This is a genomic window from Lacicoccus qingdaonensis, assembly GCF_900101075.1.
GTDB classification, from domain to species: Bacteria; Bacillota; Bacilli; order Staphylococcales; family Salinicoccaceae; genus Lacicoccus; species Lacicoccus qingdaonensis.
In genome coordinates this window covers 16,354-29,705 of sequence record NZ_FNFY01000022.1, presented here as the reverse complement: position 1 = coordinate 29,705, position 13,352 = coordinate 16,354, and the positions used below count along the sequence as shown (strand labels likewise).

The 13,352-nt window shown below is 44.2% G+C and carries 17 protein-coding genes; 10 read left to right on the top strand and 7 right to left on the bottom strand.

The genetic code is table 11. The annotated features are described in order from the left end of the window. Positions 1-180: 180 nt before the first annotated feature. Positions 181-807 carry an SDR family oxidoreductase gene (locus BLR15_RS10825; RefSeq protein WP_092987376.1) on the bottom strand — a complete coding sequence of 209 codons (627 nt, stop codon included), beginning with the start codon at positions 805-807 and terminating at the stop codon, positions 181-183. Between the two features lie 166 nt (positions 808-973). On the opposite strand from BLR15_RS10825, the gene BLR15_RS10820 reads away from it, so the two are divergent. The 5 genes from BLR15_RS10820 to BLR15_RS14085 all read left to right on the top strand — a co-directional run bounded on the left by BLR15_RS10820 (position 974) and on the right by BLR15_RS14085 (position 3,187). Further along, positions 974-1,534: a DUF7010 family protein gene (locus BLR15_RS10820; RefSeq protein ID WP_092987374.1), complete on the top strand. Its 561-nt coding sequence runs from the start codon at positions 974-976 to the stop codon at positions 1,532-1,534. Positions 1,535-1,544: 10 nt separating this feature from the next. Then, positions 1,545-1,889 carry an ASCH domain-containing protein gene (locus tag BLR15_RS10815; RefSeq protein WP_218118665.1) on the top strand — a complete coding sequence of 115 codons (345 nt, stop codon included), beginning with the start codon at positions 1,545-1,547 and terminating at the stop codon, positions 1,887-1,889. Positions 1,890-2,061: 172 nt separating this feature from the next. Further along, entirely contained in the window at positions 2,062-2,367 is a 306-nt protein-coding gene (locus BLR15_RS10810) for a hypothetical protein (RefSeq protein WP_092987372.1), read from the top strand. Positions 2,368-2,421: 54 nt separating this feature from the next. Continuing rightward, on the top strand, positions 2,422-3,015 hold the full coding sequence (locus BLR15_RS10805) for a GAF domain-containing protein (RefSeq protein ID WP_092987370.1): 594 nt from the start codon (positions 2,422-2,424) through the stop codon (positions 3,013-3,015). Between the two features lie 4 nt (positions 3,016-3,019). Further along, positions 3,020-3,187 (top strand): hypothetical protein, encoded by a 168-nt coding sequence (locus BLR15_RS14085; RefSeq protein WP_176754137.1) that lies wholly within the window; start codon positions 3,020-3,022, stop codon positions 3,185-3,187. Positions 3,188-3,258: 71 nt separating this feature from the next. Here BLR15_RS14085 and BLR15_RS10800 read toward each other — a convergent pair whose 3' ends face one another. The 4 genes from BLR15_RS10800 to BLR15_RS10785 form a co-directional block, all read right to left on the bottom strand. Beyond that, entirely contained in the window at positions 3,259-3,654 is a 396-nt protein-coding gene (locus BLR15_RS10800) for a hypothetical protein (RefSeq protein ID WP_092987368.1), read from the bottom strand. Between the two features lie 118 nt (positions 3,655-3,772). Then, positions 3,773-4,102 (bottom strand): hypothetical protein, encoded by a 330-nt coding sequence (locus BLR15_RS10795; RefSeq protein WP_092987366.1) that lies wholly within the window; start codon positions 4,100-4,102, stop codon positions 3,773-3,775. Between the two features lie 76 nt (positions 4,103-4,178). Next, positions 4,179-5,588 carry a YfcC family protein gene (locus BLR15_RS10790; RefSeq protein ID WP_092987364.1) on the bottom strand — a complete coding sequence of 470 codons (1,410 nt, stop codon included), beginning with the start codon at positions 5,586-5,588 and terminating at the stop codon, positions 4,179-4,181. After that, entirely contained in the window at positions 5,581-6,801 is a 1,221-nt protein-coding gene (locus BLR15_RS10785) for a M20 metallopeptidase family protein (protein WP_245696755.1), read from the bottom strand. Before BLR15_RS10785 ends, BLR15_RS10790 begins: the two co-directional genes overlap by 8 nt. 198 nt (positions 6,802-6,999) lie before the next feature. Here BLR15_RS10785 and BLR15_RS10780 point away from each other — a divergent pair, with 198 nt between their 5' ends. After that, complete coding sequence (locus tag BLR15_RS10780) at positions 7,000-7,539, top strand: hypothetical protein (RefSeq protein WP_092987362.1); 540 nt, start codon at positions 7,000-7,002, stop codon at positions 7,537-7,539. Between the two features lie 110 nt (positions 7,540-7,649). Here BLR15_RS10780 and BLR15_RS10775 read toward each other — a convergent pair whose 3' ends face one another. Together BLR15_RS10775 and BLR15_RS10770 are read right to left on the bottom strand one after the other, a co-directional pair. Then, positions 7,650-8,681 (bottom strand): S66 family peptidase, encoded by a 1,032-nt coding sequence (locus BLR15_RS10775; protein WP_092987360.1) that lies wholly within the window; start codon positions 8,679-8,681, stop codon positions 7,650-7,652. 44 nt (positions 8,682-8,725) lie between these two features. Beyond that, entirely contained in the window at positions 8,726-9,382 is a 657-nt protein-coding gene (locus BLR15_RS10770; RefSeq protein WP_092987358.1) for a hypothetical protein, read from the bottom strand. 169 nt (positions 9,383-9,551) lie between these two features. Between BLR15_RS10770 and BLR15_RS10765 the strand changes: the two genes are divergently transcribed. The 4 genes from BLR15_RS10765 (at position 9,552) to BLR15_RS10750 (ending at position 13,313) form a co-directional block, all read left to right on the top strand. Further along, positions 9,552-9,971, top strand: coding sequence for a hypothetical protein (locus BLR15_RS10765; protein WP_092987356.1), 420 nt, complete (start codon positions 9,552-9,554; stop codon positions 9,969-9,971). Positions 9,972-9,997: 26 nt separating this feature from the next. Beyond that, complete coding sequence (locus tag BLR15_RS10760; RefSeq protein WP_092987354.1) at positions 9,998-10,426, top strand: hypothetical protein; 429 nt, start codon at positions 9,998-10,000, stop codon at positions 10,424-10,426. 223 nt (positions 10,427-10,649) lie between these two features. Then, entirely contained in the window at positions 10,650-11,489 is an 840-nt protein-coding gene (locus BLR15_RS10755; RefSeq protein ID WP_092987352.1) for a hypothetical protein, read from the top strand. Between the two features lie 558 nt (positions 11,490-12,047). Then, positions 12,048-13,313 carry an amidohydrolase gene (locus BLR15_RS10750; protein ID WP_176754136.1) on the top strand — a complete coding sequence of 422 codons (1,266 nt, stop codon included), beginning with the start codon at positions 12,048-12,050 and terminating at the stop codon, positions 13,311-13,313. Positions 13,314-13,352 lie beyond the last annotated feature (39 nt).

Below are 13,352 nucleotides of genomic sequence, written 5' to 3'. Positions count from 1 at the left end.
GCACTCCCAGTGACCGATAAACCGCTGAATTCAGTCACTCAGCATTCCCAGTGACCGATAAACTCCTCATTTCAATCACTCCCATATAAGTATGTTCTTAACTTCATTCTACACGCAGGCGAAAAATAAAAAAACGCACGACACCTTCGTTCGGGGAAGTGTCGTGCGTCCTTAAAAATTTTATTTGAACAGGTCTTCAATCGGTGTATCGCCTTCGAGCAATGTGTACACCTTATTCTCTGCTTTGTTCGTGTCTACTGCCTGGACGATGACCGAAGCGACGTCCTCACGCTGGACATTGCCGAAGTCCTGGTTGTCTTCAGACAGGCTGACTTTTCCGGTGCCGCCGTCATTTTGAAGCATGCCCGGACGGATGATTGTATAATCGAGGCCGGAGGCTTTCAGATGCTCATCAGCACGGTGTTTTGCATACATATAGTGCTTGATGTTATCGGCTTCCTTCGGTGCATCTGCACCCATGGAACTGACGATGACAAAATGTTTCACTCCGGCGTTTTTCGCATTGTCGACAGTTTCGATTGCACCTTCCTGGTCGATGACGATTGTCATATCTGGTCCCGTACTGCCGCCTGAACCTGCTGCGAATACGACGGTGTCGACGCCTTCGAACGCGTGTGAAAAATCTTTTTCAAGGTCGCCGAGAACTGTGTCGATTCCTTTGTCCTCGAACTGCTTTGTCTGTTCCTCTTTACGCACCATTGCGACAGGGTCATGCCCTTTATCTTTCAATTTTTCTACCACCTGATGGCCGATCTGTCCGTTTGCACCAACTACAAGTACTTTCATAAATTAAATACCCTCCTTGATTAATCCCTTATCTATACCTGAATACCCGGGGATGCTAAACATTCAAAACACGGCAATCATCATTCATGTATAAATTTACAATATAATTTTGAAATTGGTTTCTTAAAGTTTATAATGGAATTAATATCCGGAAGAGGAGGCAGTTATGGAAGCGAATGAGATTTTATCGATTTTGGACGGACTGGCCGAGCTTAACAGTTACGGTGTGGCGTTTCTGATGTCTTTTGGTGTGACGTGGCTGATATGCGGTGTCTTCTGGCAGAAGACTTCGGCAAATACGGCAGGGTATGCGACTTTGTTCCAGGGTCTGGCCGCTTTGCCTGTGGCACTATTAATCTCCTACTTTATGGGAGCTCTTACGGAACGTCCGGGCGGTGATATCTTTTCAAATCTCGTCATGACGATTGCGATGAGCCAGATGCTGATTCTGCCGCTGATCATCGTCATGCAGGCGAAAAAACACCATTCACTCATCCCTTTCGTATTCAGTGCGTCGCTGACGATCCATTTCGTCATGTATTTCTGGCTGTATCAGACGTGGATTTACATTGCGATGTCCGTCGCGATTGCGGCCGGTGTCGCTGTCATATACGGGATGGGTACAGGGCAGGATAAGACTATGCCGTCAAAAAATACTGCAGCCTACTGCTGCTTTTTCACAGGTGCGGTGCTGGCTGTGACAGGTGCCATATTTTTATTGATATAGGGAGTAGTTTATGGAACTTACGATGGGTCTGTTGGACACACATTTGAATACTATTAAAAGTGGAATAAAAACAATCGAAGTCAGACTGAACGACGAGAAACGCAGAAAAATCCGGGTCGGGGATACGATCCGATTCATACAAGTGCCGGATGAAGCAGAAGAGATCCGGGCAGTGGTAAAGGGACTGAAAGTCTTTCCAACATTCAGAGAGATGTATGAAAATGTTTCGGCCGAAGACATGGGTGCACAGGGCGGATCAGTGGAATCCATGGTTGAAAATACATATGAAATATATACGCCGGAACAGGAGAGGAAATACGGCACGCTTGCCATCACAATCAAATACGTGGTTTGAGTTAAACCGGCGGCAAATATAAAGGATCCATTCTGATGAAAGATTATCAAGATGGATTCTTTTTTTATTTCCATACTGGTAGCTCTGAATAATTACGGATTGAAATCTGGACTGTTTTGTATTACATTTAATACGAACGTATGTTCTGTTTTTAGATGGCAGGAGGTTTATTATGTCTAAAAAACACTTTTTCAGTTATGTAATCAGCTTTATGTTTGTGGTGATCGCATTGATCATTGTCGCCGGCAGTTCATCAAGAATTTTGGAACAGGCGAATTTAAATGCCGGCGTCAGTTATATTCATATCATCCTTGCCATCTGTTCTGCTGCCGGTCTGATTGCGCTCACAGTGGAGGTGGCGAAAGGGTTCAGATCTTCTGCGGAAAAAATATCGATATTCGGACTCAGGTTCCAGACCCCGGTATATGACCTTTATTTCGAAGATGTCGGTCTTGAAGAAATAAAAACCATCCGGTAGGAAAATTCCCGGCTGAAAGAGGATAATCGGAAGCTGGAAAGTTTTACGGACTCATTGCTGGATGAACTGGAAATGAAAGATGTCGAGCTTGAAGATGTACAGTATGTCAGCGAGACGTTCATCCGTCATCATAAAAACTGGAGCAGGCTGATCCGGACGCTGACGAGCCTGCTTGATGAAAATCATACCGGCTGGACGGCGGAATTTTATAATAATGTGCTGGATGAATGTATCACCGTGCTGCATCAGGACCGTTCGGACAAGTCTTCTACATTGTATATAGTCGAGGATGATGTGCTTAAGATGACAGCATATCACAGGGTCAATTTCACTTCGACACGGTCAAGGGAGTTTGAACACGGTGAAGGTTTTGCAGGCAATGTATGGAAGACCGGCGAAGTTGAACTGGTTTCAGATATATGTGCGAGCACTTACTTTAAAGGGGATTTTTCACCGAATCATAATTACGGCTCCATCATCGGGCTGCCCGTTAAAATCAATCACACTGTCGTCGGGGTGCTCTGCATCCAGAGCGAAAGCATCGACGGCTTCATAGAAGCTGACATTGATACTTTGAAATTTTATGCGGACGTTTGTGCGCTAGCATATTATTATGATAATATTAATGTAATCAGTGATATGGGGTGATTGTATGGTGAGTGCTTCATTCAAAGAATCCGAAAATGATATTGTGAACCGCCAGCGTGACATTTTAAAAGCCTCAAAAAAGCGTTCGGAAGCACTGTACAAAAAAGCAGAAGAGCTGGGTTTCAGCGAGAGGAAAAAGCCTTCGGACAATCAGAAGAAAAACGGTAAATAGATTTAAATGGAGCACTGCGCATCTCGGCGCGGTGTTTTTTTAATATCATTGTTATCTGGCATGACGGGCAGCTACCGTGGATTCAAAGATCTTTTCGTATACACAGCTGTAGAAATGAACGCACCGGCAACCAAAATCGTCAACAGGATCATGAACAGATGGACCAGGTGGATGTCGAAAATATTCAGCGCGGTGAGCGGCAGGGCGATTGCGATGGAAAACACCAGTGCCAGAAATCCTGTGACGATGCCTCTTCTGATGATTGAACGCTGTTTTTCTTTGTCATTTTTACGGAAGTTCACGGATATATAGGAGAATGAAAAGCTCATTACAGCAACGATGATCAGGCTGTAGAACGTGAGCGGCGGAGGCGGTGTGCGGTTGATGATGAAATTGACAAGATGAATCACCGGGAGTATCGAGAAAAATGCACCGTAGACGATAAAAGAAATTTTATTATCATTCATAAAATCACCCTTAATATCTGACCACTTCCATTGTAATATGTGAAAAACATATAAAAAATGAACCCGTCTTTGCCCCATATGAAAGAACACCGGGTATACTTTCGCGCCGGTGTTTCTGTTACTCAATCACTTCTGTATATGTGAATTTATAGCCCATAAAAACGAAGGCATCCTCATCTTCTGATTTCTTGACTTCCTCGGATACATCATAGGCATCATATTTTAAATAGTCATCAATCGAATACAATGTGTTCTTATCTTCATTTCTGATCAGGTAGTATGAATTTCTCCTGACCCTGTCTGCAAGTGCATTCTTGGAAGTGAACGGCAGATTCATAAAGCTGCTGATGGCGAGTCTGGCAAAAGACTGGTCTTTTTTAGGTTCCAGCACAATGACGACATCACCTTCTTCAGCAAGTGAATATATCTTTTCTTCCTGTCTGTTCATAATAACCTCCATGAAATGTGACTTATTTCATCATAAATATATGACAATGTAATGTAAATTTCAAATATTTTGACGTTTAAAGCGGTCCGAGATTAATGAATACTGCTATGGCGAGCAGCACCATGGAAGCCAGTGACAATATTAAAAATAATGGCAAAAACCATCTGGCCCATTTCAACCATGGCACTGCAGCGACTGCGAGGCTTGCCATCAAAGGGCCGGAGGTCGGATAAATCGAATTGGATAAGCCGTCACCGAACTGAAAAGCCAGTACTGAAATCTGCCTGTTGATGCCGATCATATCGGCCAGAGGGATCTGAATAGGCATCATGATTGCTGCCTGTCCGCTGCCTGACGGTATAAAGAAATTGAATATCGAGTTGATGATGAACATGCCGACAGCGGTCAGTACAGGCGGGAAGAGCTCTAATGGCGCCGACAGGGCATTGACGAGCGTATCGAGTATGCTTGCATTTTCCATCACCACGAGTACCGCACGCGCGAGGCCGATGATCAGTGCGCCGTAGACCAGCTTTTTACATCCTTCCAAAAATGTCAGGGTCAGTGTATTGTAATTCATGCCGCCGATAATTCCGGCAACGACACCGATGATGATGAAGAATGCAGCCATATGATCGGTGGTCCACTGGAATTGAACGACCGCAAAGACAAAGAAGAGCAGCGCCAGAGCCGTCCACATCAGAATGAACTTATGTCTCTTTGTGAAATCGGCCTCAAGTTCCGGGTCTTCTTCGACTGCTTCAAGTACGCCCATCATACTGCGGCCGGGGTCATTCATGATCAGTCTGCAGTACCTCCATGTGTACCAGATTGTGATGCTGACCAGTACGGCAAATGAGATGATTCTGAACAGCATTCCCGAAAATAAAGGAATCTCTGCAATATTATGGGCGATCCCGACAGTATATGGGTTCAGGAATCCTGCAGCAAATCCGATGAATGCCGCATTGAATGTGATCGCGACAGCAACTATCGCATCCAGTTTCAGTGCACGGGCAAGAACGACGCCGATTGCGACAAACGGAATGACCGAGTTGGCGAGTGCACCGACAGCACCGCCGATCGCAAAAAGCGTCGTAATAACCGCTATCAGTAGAAATTCTTTTCCGCGCATGTTAGAAATGGCCGACAGTATGCCCGCTTTAATCGCACCGGTTCTTTCAATGACTTCGAACATGCCGCCCGCAAATAAGACAAGAAAGATCAGGCCGGCGGAATCCACCATGCCGGTCTGTATCGCCAGAAACAGATCCATGATTCCCGCCGGATTGGACTCGGCGGCACTGAATGAACCGGAAATCACGCGTTCCACACCATCGACTTCTTCGCGGTCGAATAAACCCGCCGGCACGAAATATGTAGCAGTCGTTACGACAAGCAGCACTAAAAATACGATGACGTATGTATCCGGCATCTCCCATTTGTTCTTTTTGGGATATTGGTTTTTATTATCAATATCAGTCATGTGAAGCCTCCAGTCCGAACATATGATGAGAAAATGCTGTTAAAAAGACTTTGCCGATATTAATCATCGAACGTTCATCGGGATTGAATTTCGGATGATGGAGTGAGTACCTGGGCGCCGTTTCATCACTGTGTGCACCGACGAAGAAAAATGTGCCGGGAAATTCCTTTAAATAATCGGCAAAGTCTTCTGCGGTAAGCGCAGGTTCTTTATCTGCCGTGGTCAATTCAGGAAGATGTGTATCCACCAGAGCCTTCAAGTTCCTGGTTTCTGGAATATGGTTGTACACCGCATCGTACCCTTGAGCGAAAATGACTTCGGCTGTCGCCCCGAACTGTTCAGCAGTCGTCTTTGAAATATGGTCGATCCAGCCCCTGATCTGCTGTTTCGTCTTGGGATTGAAGCAACGGGAGGTGCCGGCAATATACGCTTTGGACGGAATGACATTATATGAGTCACCGGATTTTATCGTACCGATGGTGACGACGCCTGACTGCTGTGGATCGAGCCTGCGGCTGATGATATTCTGCAGATTTCCGACCAGCTGACAGCCGGCAACGAGTGTATCGACGGAATTCTGCGGCATCGCACCGTGGCCGCCGTCACCATATAAATTGATTTCAAAGTTATCGCCGGCACCCATGGCGTACCCCTCGGTGAAGCCGATTTCCCCAAGGGCGCCTTCGTCCCAGACATGTGCACCGTATATATAGTCCACGTCTTTCAAGAGGCCGGAGGCCACAATTTCAGAAGCACCGCCGGGCGGTTCTTCCTCTGCATGCTGATGTATAAAAATGATATCGCCGTTGATTTTATCCTTGTACTGTACCAGGACTTTTTCGACCATCATCAGGGCGGTTGTATGAATATCATGACCACAGGCATGCGTGACGCCGTCGACTGTGGACTTATAAGGTACATCCTTTTCGTCCTGCATCGGCAGGGCATCAAAATCTGCACGTAGCGCGATTACAGGGCCCGGGTTGTTGCCGCGGAGTATGCCGACGACACCGCTTGTACCGACATTTTCATAAGTTTCCAGACCCAGTGATTTTAAATGACCTGCAATGATTTCCGGTGTGCGGACTTCTTTGAAAGAGAGCTCGGGATGCATATGGAAATCCCTTCTCACATCAATCATGTCCGGATAGATCGACTCCATATTGTCAATCATTTCATTTAATATTTCTTTTGAATCACCGATATGCCTCATGGATAAGACCCCTTTTACAAATAAGATAACATTCATAATAATACATAAAAATGCGAAAGTAAACATCTTTATACACGTCTGTACTTTTTAGTTTCATCACTTTCAATAAGTATGCATATGAATAGAAGTATAATTACTTTATGAATATCATGGAAAACTTTAAAATGGTGGTAACTGTTATAGAAGGTTGTTGAGAAAATGAAACAGAAAATGAATATAAAGGTGTTGAGAAAGACGGGCGTGTTCGGTTTTTGGAAATCGGTCGATTTCAAGCTGGATGATGAAAAATTCGGTTCCATCAATAATGAAGAAGAACTGACTGTGGATCTTCACAGAGAGGGTGCGCTGTTCCGGATCAACTACAATGAGGCGTTCGATCTCAGCAACAGGGTGACTGTCAAAAATGGAGATGTAGTGTTGATCCGTCATACGGCAGCCAATTATTTGATGTACGGACTTCTGGTGTCGTTTCTGATACTGCCTGTGATGTTCCCTATTTATGAAAACTTTGGACTGTGGGCATTTATTCCTCTGCTGCTGGCGGTGCTGGTGACGGCAAAATATTCGAACACATTCAAAGTCGAAGTGATTGAAAATATGTTTGCCCGCGAAAAGAGCAGGGAAGCACTCGCGAGAGAAGCGGTTGAAGAAGAGTACGAAGGCGGCGTCATCAGCTACAGGAAGTCTTCAGATGTTCATGAGGAAAGATTAAGCAGGCAGGAAAGAGAAAATAATTAAGACGATTATGGCCCGACATGGCGGAGGTGCGATGACGGGCAGAGTGAGATTTGAAATGAAGGCTTGAAGAAATAGAAAAGAAAGTGACTCTTAAACAGTCACTTTCTTTTTTAATCTGTAACTGCACTTTCCAGAATCTCGAAAGTCAGTTTTTCGGTATCCACTTTTGCCTTCAGGCCGTATGGCAGGATGAACTTCGGTTCGTTGTGGCCGAAGCTGAGATTGTACAGGACCGGAAGGTCTTCCCTGCCGGCTTCCTTTAGAATCTTCTGCCACACTTCCTTATATTCTTCATAGTATATTCCTGATTCCGGTCGACCGATGATGATGCCGTGCACTCTGTCGAATATTCCTATCATCGACAGGGATCTTAAATTATCCTCAAGTGTTTCCGGCGTAATATTGGTCTCGGAATTCTCGAAAAATAAAATCCCACCGTCAAATTGATTCAAGTCCGGGAATAATTCAGTGCCTCTGATATTATCAATGACTTCAAAGCAGCCGCCGATCAGATGGCCTTCGGCGGCACCGGAACCGTTAATGCTTTCATAGCCGGCATTGTCTAATAAAGGGCGTCTTTTCTCTTTATTTTCAATATCCCACTGCAGGCCGTACTTCCGTAATTTCGCTGCAGGCTTTATGTCACCGATGGGTTCTGTGCTGAACCATGTCTTTCTGATCGATTCCACCGTATAATCATCCATTTCAATATTCTCTGCAAAGTCTGTAAGGAGCGCAGGGCCGTAACTCGTCGAGATGCCGTTATTGTAGAACATCAGATGATTGGAAGTGGTGTCGGAATAGCCCGAGAAAATTTTAGGGTTGTTTGTCAGTGCGTCAAAATCAACATAAGGCAGAAGGCGGATGCTTTCCTTGCCGCCGATTGCGCATATGATCGCCTTGACTTCAGGGTCTTTCAGCGCGCTGTTCAGATCTTCCGCCCGTTTTTCGGGGTGGTCATAGAGATAATCAATGCCCTTCAGTGCATTCGGCATCACTTTGACTTTCACGTTGAAAGTTTCTTCGATGTGTCTGATGCCCTGTTCTGCGCGCCAACGGATCCCGGGTTCGCCGGCAAGCCCGCTTGAAAGTGAAACGATGGCTACAGTATCGCCTTCATATAATCTTTGTGGTTTAATCATGAAACCCCCCCTTGATTGATTAGTATTCCTGCAAATATTTTAACTTAAATGCCTCCAAAAAATACATCGATAACCGGTTTATAATATATCGTCAAAGTCTCGGGTGAGAGAATCAGCACAATGATTGACGGTGCGAGCATAAGGGCAATTGATATCACTGCGTAGATTTGAGTATCTGGCTGCGTCCCGGCTGCTTCCTGACAGTGCTTCAGCTGGGAGACTGAACGGACGATATAAGTGATGATCGCCCCCCACATGATAAGGAGGCCGATCAGAGACAGGATGCCGATGATATAAGCGGTCATCATCGCGCCGACTGAATACAGCAGAAATGGAAAGATCAGCATTGAGCTGTTGTCGCTGAAAATCTTTTCAAACGGTTTGGCCTTATCACTGAATTTATAGATGATATAACTGTTCAGTATGAAAAAAGGGATATAAAGAATATAAAACAGCATGCTGAATATAGATGAGACCAGTCCAAGTCCCAGGTAAGGATTGGAAGTGACAGTACTGAAAAGTGACAGCAAAAGCGCATTGGCCGTCAGCATCAGTGGAAAAGTAAGCAAGTAGAGCACCAGCCATATTGCGATATTCTGCCCTGAAGATAAATGTTTATCGGATTTCAGGATTTTATAAGGGCTGGAGACCGATATCATGACAAATTGTTTTGCTGACATGCTGTGCTTATCATACGTCATTGTCTTTACCTCTTTACACCGGAATTTTATTCTACAATATAGAAAAAAGAAGTGGATTACAAATGTTATAAAAGAGTAAATATACAGCTTACGGGTATCGTCCATATAAGGAAGATTTATATCTGCACCAAAGCTTTGATATGCATATTATCAGGGAGGGGAGTCAGTAATGAACATTCAAGTGAAGCGGAAATACAGCAGACTGGATTCAGTTACGCCGACTGCCATTAAAATCAACGGCCGGAAAGTGGATGAGATTAAAAAAGGTGAAGAAAAGATAATCGGACTGCCGGATGAAAATGCTGAAATCAGCCTGTTGCCTGTATTTGAAAAAGTGAAGGCCGTGCCGGTAAAGGACGGAGACATTGTCATGATCAGCCGACGGACGATTCATTATATTTTACAGTTCGTTGCATTATTTCTGGCGATTGCTCCGGGTGTCATGATGGCAATCAATATTGAGTACTGGCCATACCTCATCTTCTTCATTATTGCGGTAGGTATCGTATTTATCATCGATTTTATTATCAAAACGTATAAAATAGAAGTCATAGGCAACAGTAAAAGCGATGAAGTAAGTAAAAAATAAACTGAAAAATTAAAGGGGGTTCAGTCATGTCGGTAAAAGTCATCAGGAAGAAAGAACGGCTGACGAGTCAGTGGACGGAATTGGAAGTGTTTATGAATGATGAAAAAAGGACGGCTATATACGGACATGGTTCAGCAGAGATTAGACTTGATGAAAAGACAGGTAATCTGAAAATCAAACAACCACTTTCAAAACCGGTAGAGAAACAGGTTAAGCATGGGGATATTGTAGAAGTTTCCAACTCGCCTTTGATTACTTATTCATTTTATCTGATGCCGTTTATGCTGATTTTTATATTTATAGTATTGTCCGCAGATTTATTGAATTACTGGTTTGCAGGAATTGTTGTCGCAGCTTATATCATTTTTATTTTATCAATCAAACCGCTTCAGATAAAAGATATAACAAATGAATCACAGGAACCGGAAGAAAATCTAAATCATAACGTCAGCTGAATAATGTTTAAAAATTAAAAATATAAGGTAAAAATACATTATAGATAATGAATTGAAAACAGAAATTTATAAAAAGGCATTCCGTTGTAGACGATCAGCCTGGTCTGTTTAGGCATAACATCGATACATTTTATCTGACTATTTTATATGACAGCCGGCAGGCGGGGTGATTTACACTCTGCTTCCGGCTGTTTTATTTATATATTTTTCAAGGGGTGTGATAATGATGAAATTTAAAGTGAAGCGGCCGCTCAGCATGTGGGATTCATGGCTGCCTCTGACTGTAAAATTAAATGATGAATCAGCGGGCGCAGTCAGAAACGGGCAGGAGACCGTCATAACAGCGTCTGGAGAAACTTCAGCAATGAGTGTTTCCTATCTGCATAACAGAAGTCACAAGGTGACGGTGGAAGACGGTGATGTCATCACCGTGAAAACTAACAGAACCAGCAGAATTTTAACAAGCATGATGATCCTATCTGTTCTGATACCGTTAATACCTCTCCTTTTGGGGTATGACATTGTACCGTTTGTCTGGACGATGCTTGTGATTCTTGCCATTATACTGGGTGCAAGTATGATGTTAAAAACATACGACATTGAACATTCCGGTAAAATGGATGAAGAGAGGCATATGGAAAATGAAACATCTGATGGAGTCCATGTGAGAAGGAAGCATCATTTATTTGAATCCGGGCAGCCGCTCAGTGTGAAGCTGAATGAAGAGGAACTGGCAAATGTAAAAGGCGGGGAACAGACGGTCATACCGATCCATTCGGATGATGCTGAAATGAGCGTCGATTTTCTATATGAAGCGGGAAACCGAGTCAGGGTGAAAACGGGTGATGTTGTCAGCATTAAAAGGAATTGGATTTTTTATATGAGGCTGATAATATTATTCTCTGCTCTGCTCGGGCCCGGCCTGATATCCCTTCTCGGCATGAATCCCGGCGTCGAACCTGCATTTTACGGCATTACAGTTCTGACTGCCATCGTACTTGCAGGCGCCATGACTATGATGAAGACTGTAAAAGTGGAAGTTGTCGATAAAGCACATAATTAAGAAGAGGCGGTTTTAGTACCATCTCTTCTTTTTTGATGGAATGTTTTAAAATAATGATTAAAAGGTAAATCATTATTAATAACGAATCACGGAAGGAAGTGCAAAAATTTATGAATGCACTTATAATTTTTGGCGGCGGGACCCTATTGATTGCCCTGATTATAGGAATGATTTTTAAAGGCATCGGAAAATCGAAAAAGTGATAGAAAAAGAACCGTCTGGCCGTTTTGAAGCGGCCGGGCGGTTTTTAGTTACTGAATAAAATGATCAGTACAAAAATAATCACGATGATCGTAGTGATGGATATGCCATATTTCATTTGAACTACCTCCTGATTTTATTATTTAGTATTGTTGTTATTCACCTCATACCCATATGGCATGTACATATAACAATTACTTGTGGCCGAATGGGTCGATTTGATTGATAAATCACCGGTCACTGCTAAAATCAGAATTAACGGGAGTAATTGGATGAGTATACGAAAGAATCAGCAGTCAGTTCGAAGTTTTGAAGTGAATCAAAAATGGAAGGGGTGTCTTCATGTCACTGCCTGAAATGAAAAGCTTGCAACTTGCAGAGGATATAGAAGATTACGTTATTGGTATCAGAAGGGATTTACATGAACATCCGGAAGTGAGCGGCGAGGAGGACCGGACGATCGGACAGATCACTGCCGAGCTCTGGAAGATGGGACTTTCTTCCGAGGTGATTAAAAATGGCGGCGTGCTGTCTGTTATAGAAGGCGCACGTCCCGGCAAAACGCTGGTTTTAAGAGGGGATATGGACGCGCTGCCGATGACTGAGAATAAAAACAATCTTAAAGGCGAAAAGGTGGTCGTCTCCAAATATGACGGTGCAGCGCATATGTGCGGGCATGACGGCCATACCGCCATGCTGCTCGGTGCAGCCAAAATCCTTTCTGAAAATAAAGACCGTCTGAAGGGAAGGGTGATACTCGCTTTTGAACAGGGCGAGGAAGACGGCCGGGGTATCGTCGGCATATTGAAGCGGATTTTGGAAATCGGTGCGGACGGCGTATGGGGCATTCATCTGAAATCGGATATTCCATCAGGGAAGATTTCCGTCGACCCGGGACCGAGGATGGCGGGTGCTTTCATGTTCGATGTCAGAATCGACGGCAACGGGGGACACGGGGCGAGGCCGGATCTAACAGACACGCCCGTGGATGTGTTCACCGATTTTTATAATCATCTGAAATCCAACCGGATGAATACACTCGATCCTTTTAAAGCCATTACGTTCTCGATCGGCAGTGTGAACGGCGGTTCGAATCATAATGTGATTCCGGACAGCCTGAATTTCAAGGGTACGTACCGGTTCCTCCATTATGGACAGGGTGTGAAGGCTGAGCGGGAATTTAAAGATAAGCTGGAAAGAATCTCAGCACTGCATGACTGTACATACGAATATATCATCCCGCCGAAAGCGATGAATTTATCCGTCTATAATCAGGAGGACTGTGCAGAGATTGCCTCGGATGCCGTCAAGGATTCAATCGGTGAAACGTGTCTTTACAATTACCCGGCATGGATGGCGTCGGAGCCGTTTGCACTGTATCAGAAGTATTTGCCGGGTGTGTTCGCATTTTTAGGCATCGAGAACGAGGACAAGGGCACCGGCGCGGATCACCATAACTCGAAATTTGATATCGATGAAGATGTATTGAAACTCGGTGTCGCATCCACCGTTCAATATGCTCTTTATTTTCTTGACACGGATAAGGAAATATCATTCAAGCCTGAAGAGACGGATGTGGAAACATTTGCGAAAGATGCCGGATTCCCTGTGGAATGGCCGTAAAAATCTGAAACATGACAAATGTCATATGGAAGTCCTGAC

What these genes read in the sequence shown, in the direction of transcription:
- BLR15_RS10825 (WP_092987376.1), bottom strand. Translation starts at nt 807, where the DNA reads ATGAAAGTACTTGTAGTTGGTGCAAACGGACAGATCGGCCATCAGGTG.
- BLR15_RS10820 (WP_092987374.1), top strand. Translation starts at nt 974, where the DNA reads ATGGAAGCGAATGAGATTTTATCGATTTTGGACGGACTGGCCGAGCTT.
- BLR15_RS10815 (WP_218118665.1), top strand. Translation starts at nt 1,545, where the DNA reads ATGGAACTTACGATGGGTCTGTTGGACACACATTTGAATACTATTAAA.
- BLR15_RS10810 (WP_092987372.1), top strand. Translation starts at nt 2,062, where the DNA reads ATGTCTAAAAAACACTTTTTCAGTTATGTAATCAGCTTTATGTTTGTG.
- BLR15_RS14085 (WP_176754137.1), top strand. Translation starts at nt 3,020, where the DNA reads ATGGTGAGTGCTTCATTCAAAGAATCCGAAAATGATATTGTGAACCGC.
- BLR15_RS10800 (WP_092987368.1), bottom strand. Translation starts at nt 3,654, where the DNA reads ATGAATGATAATAAAATTTCTTTTATCGTCTACGGTGCATTTTTCTCG.
- BLR15_RS10795 (WP_092987366.1), bottom strand. Translation starts at nt 4,102, where the DNA reads ATGAACAGACAGGAAGAAAAGATATATTCACTTGCTGAAGAAGGTGAT.
- BLR15_RS10790 (WP_092987364.1), bottom strand. Translation starts at nt 5,588, where the DNA reads ATGACTGATATTGATAATAAAAACCAATATCCCAAAAAGAACAAATGG.
- BLR15_RS10785 (WP_245696755.1), bottom strand. Translation starts at nt 6,801, where the DNA reads ATGAGGCATATCGGTGATTCAAAAGAAATATTAAATGAAATGATTGAC.
- BLR15_RS10780 (WP_092987362.1), top strand. Translation starts at nt 7,000, where the DNA reads ATGAAACAGAAAATGAATATAAAGGTGTTGAGAAAGACGGGCGTGTTC.
- BLR15_RS10775 (WP_092987360.1), bottom strand. Translation starts at nt 8,681, where the DNA reads ATGATTAAACCACAAAGATTATATGAAGGCGATACTGTAGCCATCGTT.
- BLR15_RS10770 (WP_092987358.1), bottom strand. Translation starts at nt 9,382, where the DNA reads ATGACGTATGATAAGCACAGCATGTCAGCAAAACAATTTGTCATGATA.
- BLR15_RS10765 (WP_092987356.1), top strand. Translation starts at nt 9,552, where the DNA reads ATGAACATTCAAGTGAAGCGGAAATACAGCAGACTGGATTCAGTTACG.
- BLR15_RS10760 (WP_092987354.1), top strand. Translation starts at nt 9,998, where the DNA reads ATGTCGGTAAAAGTCATCAGGAAGAAAGAACGGCTGACGAGTCAGTGG.
- BLR15_RS10755 (WP_092987352.1), top strand. Translation starts at nt 10,650, where the DNA reads ATGATGAAATTTAAAGTGAAGCGGCCGCTCAGCATGTGGGATTCATGG.
- BLR15_RS10750 (WP_176754136.1), top strand. Translation starts at nt 12,048, where the DNA reads ATGAAAAGCTTGCAACTTGCAGAGGATATAGAAGATTACGTTATTGGT.